At 65.8% G+C, this 22,394-nt stretch carries 19 protein-coding genes and 1 pseudogene; 10 read left to right on the top strand and 10 right to left on the bottom strand.

Going from position 1 to position 22,394, the window contains the following annotated elements:
* The first annotated feature begins 228 nt into the window (after positions 1–228).
* Positions 229–1,167 (top strand): cytochrome b/b6 domain-containing protein, encoded by a 939-nt coding sequence (locus J7I92_RS16565; RefSeq protein ID WP_214842278.1) that lies wholly within the window; start codon positions 229–231, stop codon positions 1,165–1,167.
* 35 nt (positions 1,168–1,202) lie between these two features.
* Here J7I92_RS16565 and J7I92_RS16560 read toward each other — a convergent pair.
* From J7I92_RS16560 to J7I92_RS16550, 3 genes and pseudogenes are all read right to left on the bottom strand, one after another.
* Positions 1,203–2,630: pseudogene (locus J7I92_RS16560) on the bottom strand (cryptochrome/photolyase family protein).
* An 88-nt stretch (positions 2,631–2,718) separates the two neighbouring features.
* Positions 2,719–3,510 carry a PspA/IM30 family protein gene (locus tag J7I92_RS16555; RefSeq protein WP_214842276.1) on the bottom strand — a complete coding sequence of 264 codons (792 nt, stop codon included), beginning with the start codon at positions 3,508–3,510 and terminating at the stop codon, positions 2,719–2,721.
* Between the two features lie 108 nt (positions 3,511–3,618).
* On the bottom strand, positions 3,619–5,661 hold the full coding sequence (locus J7I92_RS16550; protein WP_214842274.1) for a TPM domain-containing protein: 2,043 nt from the start codon (positions 5,659–5,661) through the stop codon (positions 3,619–3,621).
* Between the two features lie 299 nt (positions 5,662–5,960).
* Here J7I92_RS16550 and J7I92_RS16545 point away from each other — a divergent pair, with 299 nt between their 5' ends.
* From J7I92_RS16545 to J7I92_RS16530, 4 genes are all read left to right on the top strand, one after another.
* Entirely contained in the window at positions 5,961–7,535 is a 1,575-nt protein-coding gene (locus J7I92_RS16545) for a trypsin-like peptidase domain-containing protein (protein ID WP_214842272.1), read from the top strand.
* Between the two features lie 261 nt (positions 7,536–7,796).
* Positions 7,797–8,597 (top strand): electron transfer flavoprotein subunit beta/FixA family protein, encoded by an 801-nt coding sequence (locus J7I92_RS16540; protein WP_214842337.1) that lies wholly within the window; start codon positions 7,797–7,799, stop codon positions 8,595–8,597.
* Between the two features lie 13 nt (positions 8,598–8,610).
* Positions 8,611–9,564, top strand: coding sequence for an electron transfer flavoprotein subunit alpha/FixB family protein (locus J7I92_RS16535; protein WP_214842270.1), 954 nt, complete (start codon positions 8,611–8,613; stop codon positions 9,562–9,564).
* A 4-nt stretch (positions 9,565–9,568) separates the two neighbouring features.
* The gene (locus tag J7I92_RS16530) at positions 9,569–10,345 is read left to right on the top strand and encodes a PIG-L deacetylase family protein (protein WP_214842268.1); all 777 of its coding nucleotides are present in this window, start codon (positions 9,569–9,571) and stop codon (positions 10,343–10,345) included.
* A gap of 69 nt (positions 10,346–10,414) precedes the next feature.
* Here the strand turns inward: J7I92_RS16530 and J7I92_RS16525 are convergent, their stop codons facing one another.
* The 4 genes from J7I92_RS16525 to J7I92_RS16510 form a co-directional block, all read right to left on the bottom strand.
* Entirely contained in the window at positions 10,415–11,284 is an 870-nt protein-coding gene (locus tag J7I92_RS16525) for an anti-sigma factor domain-containing protein (protein WP_251040037.1), read from the bottom strand.
* A gap of 10 nt (positions 11,285–11,294) precedes the next feature.
* A complete protein-coding gene (gene sigK / locus J7I92_RS16520; RefSeq protein ID WP_214842335.1) occupies positions 11,295–11,900 on the bottom strand; it encodes an ECF RNA polymerase sigma factor SigK in 606 nt (201 codons plus the stop codon).
* Between the two features lie 305 nt (positions 11,901–12,205).
* Positions 12,206–12,673 (bottom strand): tRNA (cytidine(34)-2'-O)-methyltransferase, encoded by a 468-nt coding sequence (locus tag J7I92_RS16515; protein ID WP_214842264.1) that lies wholly within the window; start codon positions 12,671–12,673, stop codon positions 12,206–12,208.
* 46 nt (positions 12,674–12,719) lie between these two features.
* Positions 12,720–13,667, bottom strand: a complete 948-nt coding sequence (locus J7I92_RS16510) for a J domain-containing protein (RefSeq protein ID WP_214842262.1) — start codon at positions 13,665–13,667, stop codon at positions 12,720–12,722.
* A 273-nt stretch (positions 13,668–13,940) separates the two neighbouring features.
* Between J7I92_RS16510 and J7I92_RS16505 the strand changes: the two genes are divergently transcribed.
* A complete protein-coding gene (locus J7I92_RS16505; protein WP_251040036.1) occupies positions 13,941–14,660 on the top strand; it encodes a hypothetical protein in 720 nt (239 codons plus the stop codon).
* Positions 14,661–14,685: 25 nt separating this feature from the next.
* Here J7I92_RS16505 and J7I92_RS16500 read toward each other — a convergent pair whose 3' ends face one another.
* On the bottom strand, positions 14,686–15,105 hold the full coding sequence (locus tag J7I92_RS16500) for a hypothetical protein (RefSeq protein ID WP_214842260.1): 420 nt from the start codon (positions 15,103–15,105) through the stop codon (positions 14,686–14,688).
* Positions 15,106–15,192: 87 nt separating this feature from the next.
* Here J7I92_RS16500 and J7I92_RS16495 point away from each other — a divergent pair, with 87 nt between their 5' ends.
* Entirely contained in the window at positions 15,193–15,855 is a 663-nt protein-coding gene (locus J7I92_RS16495) for a metalloregulator ArsR/SmtB family transcription factor (RefSeq protein WP_214842258.1), read from the top strand.
* Here the strand turns inward: J7I92_RS16495 and J7I92_RS16490 are convergent.
* On the bottom strand, positions 15,842–16,720 hold the full coding sequence (locus tag J7I92_RS16490; RefSeq protein WP_214842257.1) for a DMT family transporter: 879 nt from the start codon (positions 16,718–16,720) through the stop codon (positions 15,842–15,844). The genes J7I92_RS16495 and J7I92_RS16490 overlap by 14 nt on opposite strands.
* A gap of 57 nt (positions 16,721–16,777) precedes the next feature.
* Here J7I92_RS16490 and J7I92_RS16485 point away from each other — a divergent pair, with 57 nt between their 5' ends.
* Entirely contained in the window at positions 16,778–18,007 is a 1,230-nt protein-coding gene (locus J7I92_RS16485) for a cysteine desulfurase family protein (protein ID WP_214842256.1), read from the top strand.
* Here J7I92_RS16485 and J7I92_RS16480 read toward each other — a convergent pair.
* On the bottom strand, positions 17,986–19,236 hold the full coding sequence (locus J7I92_RS16480; protein ID WP_214842255.1) for an NAD(P)/FAD-dependent oxidoreductase: 1,251 nt from the start codon (positions 19,234–19,236) through the stop codon (positions 17,986–17,988). The two genes, J7I92_RS16485 and J7I92_RS16480, sit on opposite strands and share 22 nt — an antisense overlap.
* A 219-nt stretch (positions 19,237–19,455) precedes the next feature.
* Here J7I92_RS16480 and mnmA point away from each other — a divergent pair, with 219 nt between their 5' ends.
* Both mnmA and J7I92_RS16470 read left to right on the top strand, forming a co-directional pair.
* Positions 19,456–20,595 (top strand): tRNA 2-thiouridine(34) synthase MnmA, encoded by a 1,140-nt coding sequence (gene mnmA / locus J7I92_RS16475; RefSeq protein WP_214842254.1) that lies wholly within the window; start codon positions 19,456–19,458, stop codon positions 20,593–20,595.
* 142 nt (positions 20,596–20,737) lie between these two features.
* Complete coding sequence (locus J7I92_RS16470) at positions 20,738–22,378, top strand: hypothetical protein (RefSeq protein ID WP_214842253.1); 1,641 nt, start codon at positions 20,738–20,740, stop codon at positions 22,376–22,378.
* The last annotated feature ends 16 nt before the right edge of the window (positions 22,379–22,394 follow it).

The raw sequence follows: 22,394 nt of genomic DNA, 5'->3' as shown, positions 1-22,394 counted from the left end.
GCCACGAGGCTGTTCAACGATGTACCGCAATGGCAGGCGGTTGTTTCCAGGGAACGGATCTTATGTTGCGGGGCATGACCCTAGCCGCGCACGGGTTCGCTCTTCCGCCGTTCATGATTCAAGCTATTAAGGCGCGCTTAACCCAGTCGGCGCTCCTGCCGGTGCAGCCCGGCAGGGATGGATCCGCCCACGTTACTAGTCGATCATTCTCGAGAGGAATGCTGTTCGATGTCACTACCAACCAAGAAGAAGTCCGGAACTGCAAAGAGCAAGTGGGCCAAACTGTACTGGGCGGTGCCCGCTGCGCTCGTTGCCCTGCTTCTCGTGGTGCTGCTCGCCAGGTGGGTCACAGGGCTTGCCGGCGTGCAGGACTTCCTGGCGGCATACCCGGGCCATTCACGGCTGCCTGAGGGTACTCCCGTGGGCTTCCCGGCCTGGTTGGGCTGGCAACACTTCCTCAACGGCTTCTTCTTGCTGCTGATCATCCGTACCGGGTGGCAGGTTCGCACGCAGACCCGCCCGGCTGCCTACTGGACCCGGAACAACAAGGGCCTGATCCGCACCAGGACCGCACCCACGAAGATCAGCCTTGCCATCTGGTTCCACCTCGTCCTCGACACACTGTGGATCCTCAACGGCGTTGTGTTTGCCATCCTCCTTTTCGCCACAGGCCAGTGGGCGCGGATCGTGCCCACCAGCTGGGATGTCTTCCCCAACGCGCTCTCGGCTGCGCTGCAGTACGCCTCACTGAACTGGCCCACCGAGAACGGCTGGGTGAACTACAACGCCCTGCAGCTGCTGACGTACTTCATCACCGTCTTCATCGCCGCGCCCCTGGCCTTCATCACGGGGCTGCGGATGTCCTCGGCCTGGCCCAAGAATGCCAAGGGGTTGAACAAGGCCTACCCGATCGAGGCCGCCCGCGCCGTGCACTTTCCGGTGATGATCTACTTTGTGGCCTTCATCGTGGTGCACGTCTTCCTGGTGCTCGCTACCGGCGTGCTCCGGAACCTGAACCACATGTACGCCGCCAATGACGACGTCAGCTGGCTCGGCTTCGGCATCTTCGCAGCGTCCATCGTCGTGATGGTCGCGGCGTGGTTCCTGGCCCGCCCGCTTTTCCTGAGCCCCATTGCCTCCCTGATGGGCAAGGTCAGCAGCCGCTGACCAGGAAGCTGCCGGGACTACAGCGCGGGGAGCCGTCAGCTGTCCTTGAGCCTCTGGTAGGTCCCAAGTGCCCGCTCGCGCGACTCCGCCAGCCCCACTACAGGCTCCGGATAGCCGTCGGCTTCTTCCGGGGCTTTCCAAGGTTCATGGATCTTTTTGTCATCCATTCCGGCGAGCTCCGGTAGGAATTCCCGCAGGTAGCGGCCCGCGGAGTCGAACTTCTTGCTCTGCGTCACGGGGTTGAAGATCCGGAAAAAGGGGGAGGCATCCGCTCCGGATCCGGCCACCCATTGCCAGTTGGCCGGATTGCTGGCGGCGTCGGCAGCCACCAGGGTGTCCCAGAACCAGGCCTCGCCCAGCCTCCAGTCAGCCAGCAGGTCCTTCACCAGGAACGATGCAGCCGCCATGCGGACACGGTTGTGCATCCATCCAGCCTGTCTGGCACAGCTGACGCATTCCGGCGTCCACCAGCGGATACCCTGTGCGGCCCTGCTGCCACGCTTTCAGCTCAACATCCGACGGCGTTTGCCACTCGAAGCGGTCGAATTCGGGACGGTAGTTCCGGGTGGCCAGCGCCGGGTTTTCGTACAGAAGCTGCCAGCAGAACTCGCGCCAGCCCAGTTCCGAGCGGAATATCCCGACGTCGGCGGGTGCCTGGCGCGGGAAGCGCTCACGGAGCGCGTGCCAGACGCGGAACGGGCTGATTTCGCCGAAGCGAAGGTGGGGCGAAAGGCGGCTGGTGCCTTCGACTCCCGGCCGGTCCCGGCCGGTTCCATAGTCCCCGACAGGGCCGTCCAGGAAGTCCTCGAGGCGGTCGTGCGCGCCCTCTTCGCCGGGCGTCCAGGCTTCCGCGAGCCCGCCGCTCCAGTCCGGCCCGTGGGGGAGCAGTCCCCAGCTGTCCTGGTCATCGCTTGGCGGCAGGACGCCGACCGTGTTGGCCGTTGGCTCGGGAAGGCTCTGCGGGGCCTCGAGGGGCATGCGAGGCTCGCCGCCCTCGAGGCAGGCACGCCAGAAGGGCGTAAACACCTTGTACGGTCCGCGCGCTCCGGTCCGGACCGTCCACGGCTCGAAAAGGAGGCTGGCCTGAAAACTGGCGGCATCAAGGCCCTTGTCCGCGGCCCAGGCCTTGACGCTGGCGTCGATGCTGCGTTCGGGGCCGCCGTACCTGCGGTTCCACCTGAGATGGGTGGCTTCAGTGGCCTCTGCGACGTCCTGGACTATGCCGGCTGCGGCACCCCGGCGCAGGACGAGCCGCGAACCCGCGGCTTCCAGACTGGCGGCGAGGGCCGCCAGGGAATGATGCAGCCACCATTTGCTGCCCCGCCCAGCGGCCTGACACAGTCGGACTCCTCGTCCAGCACGTACAGGACGGTGAGGGCATGGCCCAGTTCAGCTGCGTCTGCCAGCGCCGGGTTGTCGTCGAGTCGAAGGTCATCGCGGAGCCAGACGAGGGTGGAAGGCATAATCCCACGGTACAGGCCGGCAGAAAGGCCGGGGCCCCTTACGGGACCCCGGCCTTCTGATGTCCGGATTCCAGTCCGGAGCAGCTGCTTAGAGTTTGTCGAAGTCAGCTTCTTCAACAGTGGAGCTGGCAGGCGAGGAGTTGGCCGACGATCCGATGGCGGGCTTGGCACCACCTGACTTCAGCGCTGCGAGCCGCGCCTCGATTTCGGTCTGTTCGCCGAGGTCCTCGAGCTGGTTGAACTGTGCGTCCAGGCTGGAGGCAGCGAGTTCCTGCTGGCCGCGGACCTTGGCCTCTTCGCGGCGGATCTTCTCTTCAAAGCGGCCCACCTCGCTGGTGGGGTCCATGAAGTCAATGCTCTTGAGCGCATCGTGCACCTGGGACTGCGCAGCGGCGGTCTTGGACCGGGCGACGAGCTCATTGCGCTTGCTGGTCAGTTCATTGAGCTTGCTCTTCATCTGGTCCAGGCCGGACTTCAGCTTGTCCACCACTTCGGTCTGGGAGGCGATGCTGGGCTCGGCAGCCTTGGCTTCGTTCTCGGCCGCCATCTGGCGCTGGATGGCCACCTTGGCCAGGTTGTCGAACTTCTGGGCATCGACGGTGTCGCCGCTGCCGCGGTACTCATCAGCCTTGCGGGACGCCGCAAGGGCCTTGTTGCCCCAGTCCTGGGCATTCTTGATGTCCTCGCGGTAATCATCCTGGAGCATCCGCAGGTTGCCGATGGTCTGCGCTACGGCAGATTCAGCCTCGGCAATGTTGTTGGTGTAATCCCGGACCATCTGGTCCAGCATCTTCTGCGGATCTTCGGCCTGGTCCAGCAAGGAATTGATATTCGCCTTTGCCAGCTGCGCCATACGGCCGAAAATGGACTGCTTAACCATGATGTTGCCTTTCATCCTGCTCAGTAATCGCCACTGAATTCAGTGAACAGTTGATGTACCGCTTCTACCCCGCGGCCGGAAGGTTCCGGTCGCCTAGTCTTTAGCCAGCTAGAAGTCGCCGCCGCCGCCAGAGTCGCCGCCCCAGCCTCCGCCTACGTCCCCTCCGCCAAAGTCGCCGCCGCCGCCCCAGCCACCGCCACCGCCGTCGCCACCGCCCCAGCCTCCGCCGCCGTGGCCGCCGTTGAGGATGGAGTTGATGAGGATGCCGCCGAGGATTGCGCCGCCGAGGCCGCCGCCGCCACCGCCGCCGAACATGCCGCCGCGGCCGTAGCCCTGGTTTGCGTAGCCGAAGCTGTCCACATCCCCTTGGGCGAGCTGTGCGGCCTGGGCTGCCAGGGCGTGGGCCTGCTGGGCGTACGTCAGGGCCGTAACGGGGTCATTGCGTGAGATGGACAAGGCATAGTCCAGGTTTCGCTGTGCTTCGGCCAGACGGGTCCGGGCCTCGGTTCCCACTCCGCCGCGGCGCGCGGTGATGTAGTCCGACGTGGCGCTGATCTGTGCCTGGGCCGACATGATGGTCTGCTGCAGCGACGCCTGCGCTCGGCGGGCCTGTTCCTGCTGGTCGCGGATGCCCGTCAGGGACCGGTCCAGCGCCTGGTGGGCTGTTTCCACCCGTTCCAAGGTTGCGATCGGGTCGATCTTCCCGCCTTCGATCTCTGCCTTGACCCGTGCCAGGGCTGCTTCAACACCGGCCACGGGTCCGGCAAGCTCGGGATGCGCGCCGGACTGGATGATCGCCTTTGCCTGCGCCAGGTCCTGGGACGTGTCCACCACTGCGGCCTCGAGGCTGTTGCGTGCCTCATCCAGGTTTCCGGAGACCTTCGTGATGGCGTCGAGCAGCACCTTGGTCTGGTGCAGGCTTTCTTCGGCAGCGCGGACGGCCACGGCAGCCAGGCTGCCTTCACCCGAAGCCAGCTTCTCCTGTGCGGTGGACGTGGCGTTCTGCACGAAGGCGAGCCGCTCCTTGGCCTGGCCGATGTTGTCGGAGACCTGAACGAGGGCGCTCTCCGCATACCTGGCGCGAAGTCCTGTGAGGGTCTGTTCCGCTGTTGCGATCCGGGCGTCCGCTTCCTTGGCGCCGGCATTCACTGCGGCAAGGGCTTGCGGTGCATTCTTCTCGAGTTCGCGCAGTGAATCGAAGTCGGCCTTTTGTTCCTGGAGCGACGCCAGGGCAGCCTCGGAGCGGCGGATGATCTCGCCGAGCCAGCTCCGCTGCTGTTCTTCCGTGTCCGGGATGTGGTCGTCAAGCTGCTGCTGCAGTTTGAACGACTCGGACATGTGGCCCTTGGCCTCCTGCAGCGCCTTGGTGAAGTTCCCGACGGCGGCGTCCCCGTACTGTGCCTGCGCGAAGCCGAGTTCCTGCTCGCTAGAGTTGATTGCGTTATCGGCTTCAATAAGCAGTGAGCCGCTCTTCTTGCGCAGCTCCTCCACGCTCAGTGAAGCAAGCGGATCCAGCTCGGCGCCTTGCGGTCCGTAGCTGGCGCTCGAGGCTGCCGCCTTCTTGCGCCGGTTCCGAAGATAGAGATACGTTCCCACGCCGCCTGCCGCTACAACTCCGGTGCCCACCAGGAGGCCTACGCCGGCGCCGTTGTCGGAGGGGAGCTTGCCACTGCCGCCACCCGTCGCGTCGCCGACGGCCTCCGCGGCGTTTATTGCCGCTTGGGCGTAGTTCCCGTTCGCCAGCTCCGGGCCGATGGCACTGCTCTTGATGTTTTCGAGTTGGGCCGCGGTGATCTTGCTCCCGCCTTTATTCAGGATGTATTGCTTGGTGTCGGTAGCAACCGCAAAGATCAAAGCGTTCGGGCCAAGGCCGGCTTTTTCAGCCACCTCGTCCGTCCAGGCTTCCCGATTGGTCGGGTTTTCGAACTTCTTGACGGTGACCACGTGCAGCACGGTGGCGTGATCTGCGCCGAGCTTTTTGATGGCTGCCTCGACGTCGGACTTCTTGCCGCCCAGCACGCCGGCGGAGTCAACGATCTTGGACGCGGGGTCGAGTGTCACCGGATCTTCCGCCCAGGCTGCAGTGGCGGGGGCCGCCAGCAGTCCGACAAGGCCGATCATGGCGAGGAGACGTTTGAACTTAGACCGCATGTGCAACCCTTCAGCACTTCTGCGACTGATTCGGGCCGAGCCAGTCGTCACAGAATGCAGCAGCGCCCCCACGCATGTGTAAAGCCGCAGGTCGCTGTGGCAATTCCATTTGATTCTATGGTGCACCTATTTGCCCGTCCACAAGGGGGAATATGCCACCAGCGAAAAGCGCTTCACCCGTGGATCGGGCGTAGAAAAACGGAGGCCCGACGCCGTTCAGGAACCTCCCAGCCAACGTCCGCTTTAGCTCCAGTGAGAGGGTCCATAGTTAAAGGCAGACAAGGATGAAAGGAAATCCAATGACTGAGAACCCAGGACAGGGTGGATCGCCTGAGAACAGGGGCCCGGAAAAGCCTCGGGAAGGCTGGCCGGCGCAGCCTCCTCACGCGGACACGCAGCCGCTGGAGGCAGGGCCCCCGACGCAGCCACTGTCCGCGCCGCAGCCCGCCGGGGACTCAGCTCATCCAGACGACGCTCCCCGGCCTGTCTATCCGCAGCACCAGCCTTTCTACGGCCAGCAGGCCGGTCCCGCCGGCCAGAACGGGCCCCAGCACGGTGGCCAGTACGGCGCCCACCAGGGTAGCGGCTCCTACTCCGGGCAGCAACACCCGGGCGGGCGGCCACACCAGGGCAGCATGTATGCCTCGGATCCCGCGAGCACGCCGAAGCGGAAACCGGCCTTCGGCGTCGGAACCCTGGTGGCCAGCATCCTCGCCGCCGGCCTTGTGGGCGGGGGAGTGGTGGCAGCGGGCGACGCGTTCCTGAATGACGGCTCCACGTCATCCGTCAGCAGCGCCGGCAGCCAGCCCGGCACCGTTATCGTCAACAACAAAGACGACGTCAACGTCATCACGGCAGCATCGCTGAAGGCGTCGCCCAGCGTTGTGACCATCAAGGCGACCAGCGGCAGCGACGGCGGCACCGGTTCGGGAATCATCCTGGACGACGAGGGCCATATCCTGACGAACACCCACGTTGTGACCCTCGACGGCAAGACGGCCAACGCCACCATTGAAGTCCGGACCAGCAACGGCAGGGTGCTCACCGCGAAAATCGTTGGCACCGACCCCCTGAGTGACCTGGCCGTCATCAAGGTGGACGACGCTTCCGGGCTGACGCCGGCAACCCTGGGCGACTCCAGCAAGCTCAACGTAGGGGACACCGCCATCGCCATCGGTTCGCCGCTGGGTCTGACCGGCACGGTCACCGACGGCATCGTGTCCACCCTGAACCGGACCATCAGCGTGGCGTCTTCCGCGGCGCCCAAGGAAGGTGCGGATGATTCCCAGAGCGACGGCGAAGGCGGCTTCCAGTTCGCACCGCCGGACGGCGGCCAGAGCCAGAGCCCGTCGAACCAGGGATCCATCTCCATCAACGTGATCCAGACCGACGCCGCCATCAACCCCGGCAACTCCGGCGGTGCCCTGGTGAACAGCAAGGGTGAGATCATCGGCGTCAACGTGGCCATTGCCTCAGCCGGCGGTGAATCCACCTCAAGCGGCAACATCGGGGTGGGCTTCAGCGTTCCCATCAACCACGCCAAGCGTGTGGCCCAGGAGATCATCGACACCGGAAAGGCCACGCACGGGCAGTTCGGCGTCAGCGTCAAGCCCAAGTCATCCACGGCGTCGAGCTCATCCTTCTCGGTCGGCGCTGAAGTGGCCACGGTGGAATCAGGCTCCGCCGCCGCCAAGGCCGGACTCAAGGTGGGCGACGTGGTGACGAAGTTCAACGATCTTGCCATCAGCGATCCCAACCAATTGACCGCGGCGGTCCGGGAACAGCCGGCGGGTGCCTCCGTGAAGGTCACGATCCTGCGCGGCGGCCAGGAACAGCAACTGGACGTGACGCTCGGCGCGGCAGCGGAACAGTAAATGCACGGCATCCGTTCGGTCAAAGCGGCAAGCGAGTACTGACCCGACAGCGGAGGGGGCCACCGGCATGGTGGCTCCCTCCGCTGCATTTTGCCTTGGGGCCGGCCTTACCTGACACAGGCGTTAACGGGAGGGCATGGGCGCCCCGCTATATGGTTAGCTTGGATCTACCCGCACCCCGGGGGAGATCCGCGGCCATAACCTCACCCGGCTGGCTATCCACACGCATGGAAGGCTGCTGAACAGAAAGTGGAAGAGACATTGAAGATCATCGTTCTGGTCAAGCATGTACCAGACGCGCAATTGGACCGTCACCTCAGCGGCGAGGACTACACCACCGACCGCGCCGATAGCATCCTGTCCGAGCTGGACGAATATGCCCTGGAGGCTGCGCTGCAGCTGACTGAGGCCCGCGGCGGAGCCAAAGCCGGCAACCAGGTCATCGCACTAAGCATGGGTCCCGCCGGCGCCGTCAATGCCATCAAGAAGTCACTGCAGATCGGCGCCACCGAGGGCGTCCACCTCCGTGACGACGCCCTGGCCGGCTCGGATGCGGCAGCGACGTCGCTCGCTCTGGCAGCAGCCGTCCGTTATCTCAGTGCGGACAGCCCGGTGGACCTGGTTCTGACCGGCATGGCATCCACCGACGGCGAGACCTCCCTGGTGCCCGCGCAGCTGGCAGAACGACTGGACCTCCCGCAGGTGACGTTCGCGTCCGAACTCGAGGTCGACGGCGGCCGTGTCATCGCCCGCCGCGATAGCGACACCCACTACGACACTGTCGAGGCGCCGCTGCCCGCCGTCGTGTCCGTGACCGACCAGATCAACGAGCCGCGTTTCCCGAACTTCAAGGGAATCATCGCGGCCAAGCGCAAAACCATCACCACCCTTACGCTCGCCGAGATCGGCGTGGACCCGTCGCAGGTGGGCAAGGCCGGCTCCTGGACCGCTGTCCAGACCGCCGCCGAGCGCCCGCCGCGCACCGCCGGCACCATCATCACCGACGAAGGCGACGCCGGCATCAAGCTGGTGGAGTTCCTGGCCGATCAGAAGCTGCTCTAAGAGGATTCCCGACATGGCAAAAGTACTTGTATTCATTGACAACCCCGGCCAGGCCCTCAAGAAGAGCAGCCTTGAGCTGCTGACGATCGCCCGCTCGCTTGGCGAAACGGCTGTCGCCGTTAACGGACCGCTGAACGACGACGCCGCCGCGGCCCTCGGCGCGAACGGTGCCACCGCCATTTTCCGGCCGTCGTCGGACGACCTGGACGCGTACCTGGTCGGCCCGAAGGCCGCCTTCCTTGCCGCGGCGGTCGCCTCCTCGGGCGCCACCACTGTTCTCCTGGAGAACTCGTTCGACGGCAAGGAAATCGCGGCACGGCTGGGAATCAAGCTCAGGGCCGGTGTCATCACGGACGTCGTTGCAGTGGACCCGGACGGCACTGCCCACAAGTCCGTGCTGGCGGGGTCCTACACCACCACGGCGAAAGCCACCACGGCGGTAGCCGTGCTTACGGTCAAGCCGAACAGCGTCACGCCGGAAACGGCTGCGGGCACAGCGAGCCCGGAGGTGATCACCGTTGACGTTCCCGAGTCCGCCTCGGCCGTTGCCGCACGGATCACCGGCCGCAAGGACAAGCCGGCCAGCGGCCGCCCGGACCTGTCCGAGGCCCGGATCATTGTTGCCGGCGGGCGCGGGGTGGACGGCGACTTCGGCCCCGTGGAGGAACTTGCCGACGCCCTCGGTGCCGCCGTGGGTGCATCCCGGGCCGCCACCGACGCCGGCTGGATCGGCCACGACGCGCAGGTGGGCCAGACGGGCAAGACCGTGTCACCCCAGCTGTACATTTCCGCAGGCATCTCCGGCGCCATCCAGCAGAAAGCCGGCATGCAGACCGCCAAGGTCATCGTCGCCGTCAACAAAGATGCCGAGTCGCCGGTCTTCGAGATCGCGGACTTCGGGATTATCGGCGATCTCTTCGAGGTGCTCCCGCAGGCGACCCAAGAGATCAAGAAGCGCAAGGGCTGATGATTTGAGCATCAACGCTGCGGCGCAAAGCCCGTTCAACCCGGATAACCACCGGGTTGAGCGGGTCCTTTGTTTTACCGCCCACCCCGACGACATCGACTTCGGAGCCGCCGGAACCATTGCGGCCTGGACTAAGGCCGGGGTCGAGGTCAGCTACTGCATCATGACCGACGGCGACGCCGGCGGCTTCGATCCCGCCCAGCGGGCCGAGATCGTGGCCATGAGGGCCGAGGAGCAGCGCAGGGCCGCGGCGCTGGTGGGAGTCAAGGGCATCCACTACCTGCACGAACGTGACGGCTATCTGGGGCCGACGCACGAGGTGATGCGGGGAGTGGTGAAGCTGATCCGGGAGATCCGGCCCGACGTCGTGCTTTCCATGCACCCGGAACGCAACTGGAACCGCATCCAGAAGAGCCACCCGGACCACCTTGCCGTGGGCGAAGCCGTGACCAGGGCCGTATATCCGGCCTTGGAAAACCCCTTCGCTTATCCCGAGCTGGCCGAGGCGGGACTGGCGGCCTACAAACTGCCGTGGCTCTGGTTGTTTGCCGGGCCTGAGGAGCGCGAGAACCACTTTGTGGATGTCACGGACCACGTCGAGAACAAGCTGGAGGCCATCCACGTCCACACCAGCCAGCACCCGGACGTCGACGCCATGGACCGGACAGTCCGCAGCCTCATGCTGGCCAGCGCCGCACGGGCCGGGCTGCCGCCGGGATGCAGTGCCGAGGCGTTCCACGTCGTCGCCGTCAACGGCTCAGGGACCATTGCCGGTTTCTAACGCCGCAGGGTTGCCGGTGCCAGCCGGAAGGCGGGCACCGGCAGGCCGGTTCGAACTGCCAGCGGCTGCTTAGGCGCCCAGAGTGGCCGCCGCCACGGTGGGCATGGTGGGCGACGTGGAACCGCCCACCGGTTCCACGGTGATGCCCAGCGCAGCCGCCGAACTAATACCCTTCACGACAGCCGGTTTCGACAGTGCTTCGGCGTCCATAAGGCCCTGCGATACCGGAGCGGAGCCGTCCTTGGGAATCAGCCACATCTGGTACACCTTGCCGGCAGGCGGAGCAGGAACGTTGTTCATCTTGACCACCACAGCGTCCTTGGACGGCGAGATGGAAACGGTGGCCGTACCTCCGCCGCTCACGTCCACGGTTGCCTGCCGGACGTCCTGCGCCTGGAGCACCTGGTTCAGTGGATCGTTCTGGTTCGCCACGTAGGCGCCCACCCCCACGCCGCCCAGTGCGATGACCGCGGCAGCTGCCACGCCCACCAGCCAGTTGCGGAGCCCGGGTGCCCGGCGTCGTTCTTCACGGCGAAGGCGCGCGGCACTGAGTTCATCGGTGACGGGCGTCCGGCCCGCAGGCTCATCGGCCGGGGGCTCACTGTCCGCGGGCGCGGAAACCGTTTCTGTTTCCGACTGGGACGAATGCTGTGCCGGAAGCTGCGCCACGATGCGGTCGAACAGCCCCGCGGGAGGTTCCTCCTCCGCCCTAAAGGTCACGGCCAATGTCTCGCGTGCCTGCCGAACGCGGTCGTGGAACGCGTTCCGCTCCGCCGCCGGCGCCGCCGAAATGTACTCTTCGATGGCAGCCCGCTCGGCGGGGCTGACGGCGTCCAGGGCATACAGCTCCGCCAACTCCACGGCACGGCCGGAGGCCAGGTCGCTGGCGATGTCGTGGGCAAACATCCCGAAGGAACGGCCGCCGTTGGGTTGGTTCATATCGGTCATCTCAGCTCACCCCCAGACAGGTCTTCAATCGGATCAGTCCGTCGCGGATGCGGGACTTGATGGTGGGAACGGCGGCGTTCAGCTTCTCCGCTACCTCGCGGTACGTCAGCCCGCCGTAGTACGCCAGCCGGACGGACTGCTGCTGCGTTTCGGTAAGGGTGTCCAGGCATTTGACGACGGCCTCGGCCTCCAGCCTGCTGCCGACCTCAGCCGAGACGGAGTCATGGTCGATGTCCTGGCTGCTCGCCCCGTACCTGGCTTCCCTGTCGGTGGACGACTGGGACGACCGGACCTTGTCCACTGCACGCCGATGCGAAATCGTCATCAGCCATGCGAGCGGACTGCCGGCCTCGGCGTTGAACTTTGCCGCATTCTGCCAGACCTGGAGGAAGACTTCCTGCGTGGTGTCCTCGCTGAGCTCCGGGTCGATCAGGACGCGGCGGGCCATGCCGAAGACGCGCCGGGACGTCAGTTCGTAGAACTCCGCGAACGCCCCCTGGTCCCCGTTGGCGATTTGTGCCAGCAGGTCTCCCAGCCGGCGGTTCACGTCGGCCGAAGTGCCCGGGGAAGCAGTGGCTTCCGGGTTTGGGGCGTTGGGAGTTTCCATCACTCCCAAGCATAAGTCGATTTCGGCAACCCCGTTGGCAGCATGCCCGCCCGGAACCTCGCCGTGTGCTGCACTACCGTGGGCTGTACCGCTGATCGCACTGCCGTTGATCGCACTATCGCGGGCCGGGGACCTGCGGACCTGCACTGTGGTCACCTGCCGCTCCTCGTGATCCTGTTCTGCCCGGGCTGGCCTTCACAGGTAATTCGGAGTGCACGGGCCCGGGGATGGCCCGGACTTCCAACAACTGCCGGCCGCCAGCCACGGGATAGTGCGGGCGCTGCCGGGTCCGCGTGGTTCGGTCCCTAGACTTTGGCGCCCGCGAAGCCGTTCTGGCGCCAGGCTTCAAAGACCGCGATGGACGCCGCGTTGGCGAGGTTCAGGGACCGCAGCGAAGGCAGCATCGGGAGCCGCACACGCGACGTGACATGCGGGTCATGCTTGAGTTCTTCTGGGAGCCCCACTGATTCCGGGCCGAAAAGGAGGACGTCGCCGGGGAGGTAACTGATGTCGGTGTAGGAGGTTTCGCCGTCGGACGTGAAGGCGTAGACCCGCTCCGGCTGCAAAGCCTCCCATGCGGCGCCGATGCTTTTGTGTACTGTCACGACGGCGAGATCGTGGTAGTCCAATCCGGCACGGCGGAGCTTGGCGTCGGAAAAATCAAAGCCCAGCGGCTCCACCAGGTGCAGTTCGGCGCCTGTTATGGCAGCCAGGCGGATAGCGTTGCCCGTATTGCCGGGAATTTCAGGGGTGTGGAAGAGGATGCGGAACACCGTCCCATCCTAGCCATGGAAGCCCGTCCGGTGCGTTCCGCCGGCATCAGTGCATTCCGCGGAGAAGCCGTGCCAGGGCGGGGACGTTAACAGTGTTCGGCGCGGGACCGGAGCTGAGGAACTCCCTGAGGCCGCGGACCAGCCCGGCTCCGTTGACTACCTGGACGGTTTCATGGCCGCGGGTGGAACGCCGGTGGTGGTCAATCACCGGTTCATGAAGGTTGCCTTCCGGGCTGTGGATGACGGTCCATCCGGTGACGTTGAGCTCCGGGAAGATGTCCTGCATACGGCGGACGATATGTGCCACCTGCGGAGGCGCGATGGCACGTCCTCCATGCGTCAGCGTGCTTCCGTTCCAGGCGTAAGCACCCTTGGGCAACAGCATGGACCCGATCAGCGCCAGCCGGTAGCCGGACAAAAGCGCGTGGTCAATGTGGCTGTTGTCGGCCGGTGACTGCAGGCCGTTGATCAGCCGGGCCGCAGGAATCGCCGGGAGGATCTGCCTGCTGATCAGCTGTACTGTCCGCATTTCGCGCTGGATCCTGGCTTCCGCTCCGAAAATGCCCCGTTTCCGCGGCATGCCATGGACCTGCCGGGCGGCTAGCTCCTCCGGAATCAGCGGGACGCCGGCCGACTCCGGTTCACCGAACGGCGGGACGTAGACCGGAGCGTCACCTGCGGTGTTGCGCGGGGTGTTGGGGCGGTGGACCGTGGCCGACGCCCGGCTCCCGGCGGCAGGCGCGTCGAAGTGGGCCCCTTCCGCCGCCGCAGTTCCCGTGGCTCCATGGGCGTACGAGCGGTCGTAGGCAGCCCGCCGCTTCGGATCGATCAGGGTTTCATAAGCCAGCGTCACCTGCCGGAACACTGCTGCATCCCCGCCGTGGTCGGGATGCGCCCGGCGGGCGGCCTTGCGGTAGGCCACCTTGATCTCTTTGTCGGTCGCCGTCACGGGAAGGCGAAGGACCTGGTAATGGGAGCTGCTGCCCTGGGTCAAGCACTGATCCTTTTCTTGATGGTTCCAGTCCACTCAGGCAGTCCGGTCCGCCCAGTTTAACCGTCTGAAGGATCAACGTCCGTGCCTGCGGCCTTGGTTCCCGGCCGGCCGTTGGCTTCGTGTTCCCACCCGTTGGCCTCGTGTTCCCACCCGGGCAGGCTCGTGTTCCCTCGGGGCAGGCAGGAAGGACGGCGGGAGCGTCTAGACTCGTGCGGAGGACCGGCCGGGGCAGTGCCGGCAGCAGAGAGCATAAGTGGGGGCAGTGTGGAATCGATGGGCCGGGGACCCGCCGCAGGCCGGAGGCAAGGACTCGCGAGCAGGCGGACACCGCGCTGGCGGATCACCGGGCCGGTCATCTCGGCCGCAGTGCTTGCCGCCGCATCCGGATGCAGCGTGGGCGTTCCGGACCCGGCGGCCCCCCGTGATGTCCAGACCACGCCGGCACTTGCAACGCCCACCATTACCCCGGGCCACGATGCCGAGGCGGTGGCGGCGAAGGACCTACCCTTTACCGCCGGCGATTCGCTGGCCCCGGGGATCGCCGTCGGGCTCTCAGACGGACTCCGCGAGGCGCCGGGCTGGAAGCCCGTCAAGGAGAACGTGGCGGGGGAGAACCGTTACCTCAAAACCGACGGATGCGTGGTGTCGGCCCGTGTCCGGGTAAACCAGGGTTCCCTGGCGGTGTCCGGAGACGACAGGGCCTCCACGGTGGAACTGTTCAAATACGTGGATTCCAGGATCCTGCCTGGCTCCCTGAAAACCGACACGCTGCGGTGGGGCGGGGAACCGGACAAGCCAGGGCCCAAGGCGGAAGTGCTGGTGTTCGAGGGCGTGGGCGGACCCGGCGGCAACTCGACGGCCGTGTTGGCCAGGCTCTTTGGCAAAGCGGGTTCGTCCATTTACATTTCGGTATCGTGCCCGGATCCGGCCGCGCTCGCTACCGCCCGGACGGACGTGGCGGAACGGCTTATCGTCGTTCCGCCAACAAACTGAACTCTTGTTGTTGAAGCCTGGCCCGCTACGGCCGGCGTGAGTTGCGTTGAGACAGCCGGTTGAGGGCCAGGGCACCCACAAGCAGGCCGAAATCGCGGAGAGCGATGTCCAAGAAGCTGCCCAGGACCAGCAGGTTGATAATGATGCCCAGCAGCCAAACGGCCACCAGCATCGATCCGAAGCGTGGCCGCACTGCCACCGCGATTCCGGCGGCAACTTCGACCACGCCTACGATGTACATGATCGTCTGCGCCGGGAGCGGAACAACAGCCGTTGCCACGGGGGCCAGATACATGGTCCAGTCCGTGAGCAGATTGGTGAACTTGTCGAGGCCGAAGACAATCGGGGCGACCGTGAACACCGTACGCAGCAGCAGGAAGGCCTGCCTGCCGGGGTCGGACGCGAGCGTTTGGCCGGGCGAACTCATCACCGAGGGGGATTTCATGATGACTCCTTCTAAAGGTAGGTATTATAATTTTAGAAAGCAATCGACAATAAGCAATGAATCTTGCTTTTAGAGTTAGGGTGTTCCATGCGCAGACTTCCGTGGTCCCGCCGGGTAGAGGCCGTGGCATCCCTTGGCGACGAGAACCGCCGAAAGCTTTTCGAGTACGTGGCCTCTTCGCCCGGGCCGGTGGGCCGTGACGACGTGGCCGGCGCGCTGGGGATCCCGCGCAGCACGGCCTCATTCCACCTGGACCGGATGGTCCGGGACGGTGTGCTCGCGGTCGAGTTCCGTAAGCTCGGCGGCAAGGACGGGCCCGGCTCGGGGCGTCCGGCGAAAATGTACCGGCCGGCCCAGCCGGAAGTGGGTGCCTCCGTGCCGGACCGCAACTACGATCTTGCCGCTGAACTCATGGCCACCGCCATTGAACAGGCCGCCATGGCCGGCGAGCCCGTCCGGGATACGCTCCTGGCCACGTCCTACACCAAGGGCCGGGCAATGGCGGAAGGCTCCGCAAGCCTCGAGGAGTTCCTCTCGGCTGAAGGCTACATGCCGGATCCTGACGGGGCTGGCGGCTACGCCCTTCAGAACTGCCCGTTCCACCGGCTCGCGGGCAGTCACACGGAAGTGGTCTGCGCCATGAACGGCGCTTTCCTTGGCGGCGCGGCTGCCGGCTGCGGCCTCGAGGAAGGCCGCATCGTCGGGAACAGCACTCCGGGCCAGTGCTGCGCCAGGGTTACGCCGCCCTGATTTCCGCGGACTTTTTGGGTCGGCCGGCCAGCAGGACGCCTGCTATGACAAGCAGGCCCCCGATCACCTGGGGGAGGCTGAGGGGAATGCCCATGAGCACGGTGATGGCCGCGGTGAAGACCACGATCAGGTTCAGGTAGTTGCCGGCCGTGCCCGGTGCCGTCGTCTTGAGCGCGAGGTTCCAGAAAAGGTACGCGGCCAAGGACGGGAAGAGCGCGATATAGGCAATGGACCATCGTTCGGCCGCTGTCGAGGGGAACTCCGTTCCGGCAGCGAGGGCGGCGGGAGCGATCAGGAGGGTGGCCATCACCACCTGCGCCGCCGTGGCCGCAATGGCGGGAAGCCCCAGCCTGCGGGAAATGATGGTGTAGAAGCCCCACGCCGCAATGGCCGCGAGCATCAGCAGGTCGCCGAAATTGAAGCGGATGCTGAATACCTGCAGCAGTTCGCCGCGGGTCAGCACCAGGAGCACTCCGGCCAGGCCCAGCGCTATGCCCAGCCAGCCGACGGTTCCGGGTTTTTCGCCGAGGATGAAAATGGCCAGCACAACGATGAGTGCCGGATTGGCGGCAGTGATCAACGAAGCATTTAGCGCCGACGTGTGCTGGAGCGCGGTGTAGAGAAGCAGCGTGTACGCGCCCATGCCCAGCACGCTCAGGAGCAGCAGCACCCGCCATCGGCCCAAAACCGCACGCCAGTCGGGACGTTCGACGAAATGTGCCAGTGCCACGAGCGGGAGGGCTGCCAGCGCCCACCTCCAGAACGTGAGATCCAGAGGTGTCATGGTGCCCACGGCGGCCTGCCCCACGGCAAGGTTGCCGGACCAGAACAGAGTGGCCAGCACCAGGTAAATCGAGGCTTTCACGGCTCGAATCTACACCGGCACCGGAGCAGCCGGACCCGCCGCGGCTAGAATTGGCTTGTGTCCGTCTACCTCGATCATGCTGCCACCACGCCCCTAGCCGCCGAGGCCCTGGCCGCACTCACGCGCGAGCTCGCCAGGACCGGAAACCCGTCGTCGCTGCACGGCTCCGGACGCCGTGCCCGCCGGGCAGTGGAGGACGGCCGCGAGATAATTGCCGCCGCAGCCGGGGCTCATCCGTCGGAGGTCATCTTCACCTCCGGCGGCACGGAGGCTGACAACCTTGCGGTGAAGGGCCTTTATTGGGCCCGCCGCGCTGAGAATCCGGAACGTACGCGGATCCTGTGCTCCGCCGTCGAACATCACGCGGTGCTGGACACCGTTGAGTGGCTGGAACGGCACGAGCAGGCGGAGGTTTACTGGCTTCCCGTCGATTCCCAGGGCATGGTGGACCTCGATGCGCTGAGGTCCGAGCTGGGCCGGAATCCGGAGTCCATCGCGCTGGTAACGGTGATGTGGGCAAACAACGAAGTGGGCACCATCCAGCCGGTGCGGGAAGTGGTTGAGGCGGCCCACGCGGCCGGCGTGCCCGTGCATTCCGATGCTGTCCAGGCCTTCGGCTCGGTTCCCGTGGACTTCGCAGCGAGCGGGCTGGACGCCATGTCCGTCTCCGGCCACAAGATCGGCGGACCCGTGGGCGTGGGAGCCCTGCTGCTGGGCCGTTCCGTCAAGCTGACCCCGGTTCAGCATGGCGGAGGCCAGGAGCGCGATGTCAGGTCGGGCACGCTGGACACGGCGTCGATCGCCGCCTTCGCCGCGGCGGCGGAAGCCGTTACCCGCAACCTTCCGGCCGAATCGGCCCGGATTGCCGGCCTGCGGGACAGGCTGATCGCCGGAGTGCAGGAAGCAATCCCGGAAGCGGTCCTCCGAGGAGCACCGGGCGAGGGGCGCCTGCCGGGCAACGTGCATTTCACGTTTCCGGGCTGCGAGGGCGATTCCCTGCTATTCCTCCTGGACCTTGCCGGGGTGGAATCGTCCACCGGTTCCGCCTGCACTGCCGGCGTGCCGCGGCCCTCGCATGTCCTGCTGGCCATGGGACTTGATGAGGAAACCGCGCGCGGCGCACAGCGGTTCTCCCTTGGCCACGCTTCCACCGACGCCGACGTAGATGCGCTCCTGGCGGCGCTCCCGGGCGCCTACGAACGGGCCCGCCACGCGGGCATGGCCGGACACGAATCGACAATCCAGACGGCTGCCACGGTGGCCCGTCAGTCGTCCGCCAGCAGCTGATCCAGCGCGAGGCCGGCATCGGCCAGGCGGCCGGGCCGTACCGCTGCACGGCTGGAGATGAGGGCCTTGATGGCTTTTTGGGTGCGGGGAACGTTGACGTTCATGCCTGCAACCACCCGGCCCTCATGCTGCCAGAACGCGATGAACTCCTTGCTCTCCAGCGACCCCCGGATGACCGGCTCGGCGCCCGCGGCCAGGGTGGGAAAACCCGAATACTCCATGCTGACGTCGTACTGGTCCGTGTAGAAGTAGGGAATGGTGTCCAGCACTGCGTCCTGGCCAAGCATCGACTTCGCGGCGATTTTTCCGCCGTTGAGCGCATTGGACCAATGCTCGCTGCGGTGGTGCTGCCCGGTGAAAGGATGCAGGGCATTTGCCGCGTCCCCTGCGGCAAAAATATCGGGCTTGCTGGTCCGCAGGCCGGCGTCCGTGAGAATTCCATTGTCCAGAGCGAGGCCGGACGCCTCCGCGAGCGCCACGTCCGGCGCCACGCCCACCGCAATGACCACCACGTCTGCCGGCAGGACTTCACCCGATCCGGTGACCACTGAGGTGACCTGGCCCGACTCGCCGCCAAGCTCGGCTGCTGTGGCGCCCAGCCTGAACCGGACCCCCTGGGCCTCGTGCAGGGAGCGGAAGAATGCGCCCAGCTCCGGTCCGATGGCTGCCGCCAAGGGGATGTCCTCCAGGCCCAGCAGCGTCACGCGGTTTCCGTAGCTGGTGGCCGCGGCCGCAAGTTCCATCCCGATCCAGCCGGAGCCGATCATCACCACGTTCTTTCCACCGGGCGACAAGGTGTCCCGAAGCCGCCGGCAGTCATCCAAGGTCCGGAACGTGGTGACGCCGTCGAGCCCGCTCCCGGGGAGCCGGAGGTTCCGGGGGAGTGCGCCGGGCGTCAGCAGGAGCGCGCTGTAGTCCAAGGAGTCGCCGCTGCTGAGGCGAACCCGGTGGGATCCGGGATCGATGCCGGTGGCCTGGGTGCCCAGGCGGAGGTCGACGTCGTTCTCGGTGTACCAGTCGTCCGGTGCCACGGGAACGGCGTCCTCGCCGGCCTTGCCCAGGAGGTACTCCTTGGACAGCGGCGGCCGAAGGTAGGGATGGTGTTTCTCCGCTCCGATCAGGCTGATCCGGCCGGCAAAACCCTCGCCGCGCAAGGTGCGGGCGGCAGTGGCCCCGGCCAGGCCGGCCCCTACGATCACAATGCTTTCGTTGGTGCGTTCGACAGGCATGGCGACACTCGCTTCCCTGGAGGCCGGCGCTGCGGCCGGAAGTTTCTAAAAATAGTAATCTTGACGATAGAAGGCCGAGGGGCGGCAGTCAAGGGTCCGGCGGCGATTTCAGGCCCTCCTTGGTCGAGGCAGTAGAATATAGGGGCGTGCAGTGTGTCCGTTTCCCTCCGGTCCGGGCCGCAGCCGCCCAACCACCCCTTTTTCCTAAAGAAAGCCAGCATGCGAGTTCTTGCAGCCATGAGCGGCGGAGTCGATTCCGCCGTTGCCGCCGCCCGCGCCGTCGAGGCCGGACACGACGTCGTCGGTGTCCACCTGGCGCTGTCCAGGATGCCCGGAACCCTCCGCACCGGCAGCCGCGGGTGCTGCACCATCGAGGACTCCCGCGATGCGTGGCGCGCCTGTGACGTCCTGGGCATCCCGTACTACGTGTGGGATTTTTCCGAGCGGTTCAAGGAAGACGTGGTCCAGGACTTCATCGACGAATACGCTGCCGGGCGGACACCCAACCCCTGCATGCGCTGCAACGAGCGCATCAAGTTTGCGGCGTTGCTGGAGAAGGCAATCGCCCTGGGGTTCGACGCCGTCTGCACCGGCCACTACGCCAAGGTCATCACCGACGCTGACGGGAACCCGGAGCTCCACCGCGCAGCGGACTGGGCCAAGGACCAGAGCTACGTGCTCGGAGTCCTCACCCACGAACAGCTCAAGCACTCCATGTTCCCCCTTGCCGACACCCCGTCGAAGGCTGAAGTCCGTGCGGAAGCCGAACGTCGCGGGCTCTCCGTGGCGAACAAGCCGGACAGCCACGACATCTGCTTCATTCCCGACGGCGACACCGCTGGCTGGCTTGCCGAAAAGATCGACATGACCACGGGCGACATTGTGGACGAAACCGGCTCCAAGGTGGGCGAGCATCCTGGCGCCAACGCCTTCACCGTAGGCCAGCGGCGCGGACTCAAGCTGGGCACTCCCGCCGCCGACGGCAAGCCGCGGTTCGTCCTGGAGATCAGGCCGAAGGAAAACAAGGTGGTGGTGGGGCCGGAGGCGCTCCTTGCCATCGACGAGATCCGCGGCATCAAGGTTTCCTGGGCCGGCCTGCCGATCGCGGAAATCGCCACCGGGGAAGAGTTCGACTGCCACGCCCAGGTCCGCGCGCACGGCGACCCCGTCCACGCCACGGCTCACATGGAACAGCTGAAGGACGACGGCGGCGCGGAGCGGACTAACCTCGTGGTGACCCTGAACACTCCGCTGCGCGGAGTGGCTCCCGGACAGACCGTTGTGCTCTACCAGGGAAGCCGGGTCCTCGGGCAGGCCACCATTGACGCAGCGCGGTCGCTGCAGCGCGCGGCACTCTAGCCGGAGCCGGCCGGCGGCCCGCGCCGGGAAACCGTAGTCATTCATGCCTGCGCCCGCAATAATTGAGGCCTGGGGAACCAGGTTTGATGCAGACCTCCCCTTCACAAGGTGAGGCTGCAAAGTTGAGGAAAGCGGGCCGGCTATGGTCTCTGCAGCGCTTGGAATCGGGCATGGCCTCGAGATGGTTGCGCTTACCGCGCTCGCCGAGGGCCCCTTCACCCGCAAATCGGGAAAGCCCCTCACCACCAGCATCCGGATCCCCGTGGAGAGGATCGTCAACGGCCCGGTCGGAGGACGCCTGGCGCTGCGCGTCCGTGCTCCCGGGGCTGACGCGCCTCGGCCCATTTCCCTGTCCGTGGACCGCAACGAATGGTGCATCGACGACCAGCCCGCCCCTTCGGAACTCGAAGAGTTGTTGGCCGACAGCCGGTTCCTGGCGCAGCATGTCTACGCTGTGGCGACGGCCACCCTCCAGGCCTTTGAAACCACGCTAGGACGCCGGATGGGCTGGGCCTCGGGCCACCGGCTGGTCATCAGCGTGTATGACACAATCCCTTACACTTCCACCGGCTACGACCGGGAGCGCGGCCTGATCCGTTTCGGGCACAGTACCGATGAACGTTCCAAACGCTCCGTCCCGCTGGCGCTCTATCACGACCTTGTGGCCCATGAGGTAACGCACGCGGTCTTGGACGGTTACCGACGCATGTGGACGGACAGCGACGCTTTGCTCGACGGCTATGCCCTGCACGAGTGCATAGCGGATGTCGTGGCAATGCTAAGCGTCTTTTCATCGCCGGAGCGGGTGGAGCAACAGTTGTCAGTGGCCCTTCCGGGCGCAGACGGCAAACAGGGAATCCTGCGCGCCCGGAACATCGAAAAGGAAGTCCTGGCGTCCGGCCTGTTCGGGCTGGCGGACGGATTGTTTTCCCGGGGCGCCGCCCGCCGGCCGCTGGACACGGATGTGCCGTTCGAGTGGCGGCTGGATCCTGAACCTCACCGGCGGGGTGAGATCGCTGTCAAGGCCGTGCTGGATGCGGTCGTCAAACTCTGGCAGCAGCGCCTGGAAAGGCCGGGCGGCCGCTCCAGCCGGTACCAGGTGGCCGAAGCCGGGGCGCAGCTTGGGCATCAGATGTTAGGGATGGTGCTGCGCGGACTCGCCTACATGCCGCCGGTGGACCCGGGCTGGGAGGACCTGCTGCGGGGAATTCTCGCAGCCGACGCCGTGCTGGTCCCCACCGACATGATGGGATACCGGCAGGCGGTCCGCGACGCGTTTTGGGACATCGACCTTGCCACGGAACCGGATGAGCTTCTGGATGGGCTGAAGCATCTGCGCGACCTGCGCTACCCGGTCCGCTTGTCCGCCCTCGCCGCCGATCCCGAGGAGATCAACCGGTTCATGTGGGAGAACCCGCGATTGATTGAGGCAGCGGGCATTGACCAGAACGCGGGCATCGTTGTGAACAGAGTGCGCCCAAGTACACGTGTGGGGCCGGACGGTTTCGTCGTCTCCGAAATCGGCGCCTCCTACGTACAGTCGGTCACGATGTCAAAAACCGAAGCAAGGAACAAGCTCGGTCTCCGAGTGGACAGCGACTATTACACCGTCCGCGGCGGGGGACTGCTTCGGTTCGATGAGGGTGGAAGGCTCTGTTTCGCCGCACTGAAGCCGGTCATGGACGCGGAGTGGCAGCAGGAAAAACTTGAAGCCATCAAAAGGGAAGCCGGGATCAGAATGCCGGCCGCAACGTTCCACCGGGAGGATGAACGCACGGAGTGAGGGAACGGAGTGCACA

This window comes from Arthrobacter sp. ISL-72 (genome assembly GCF_018613755.1).
GTDB lineage: Bacteria > Actinomycetota > Actinomycetes > Actinomycetales > Micrococcaceae > Arthrobacter.
This window is presented reverse-complemented; position numbering and strand designations above follow the sequence as displayed.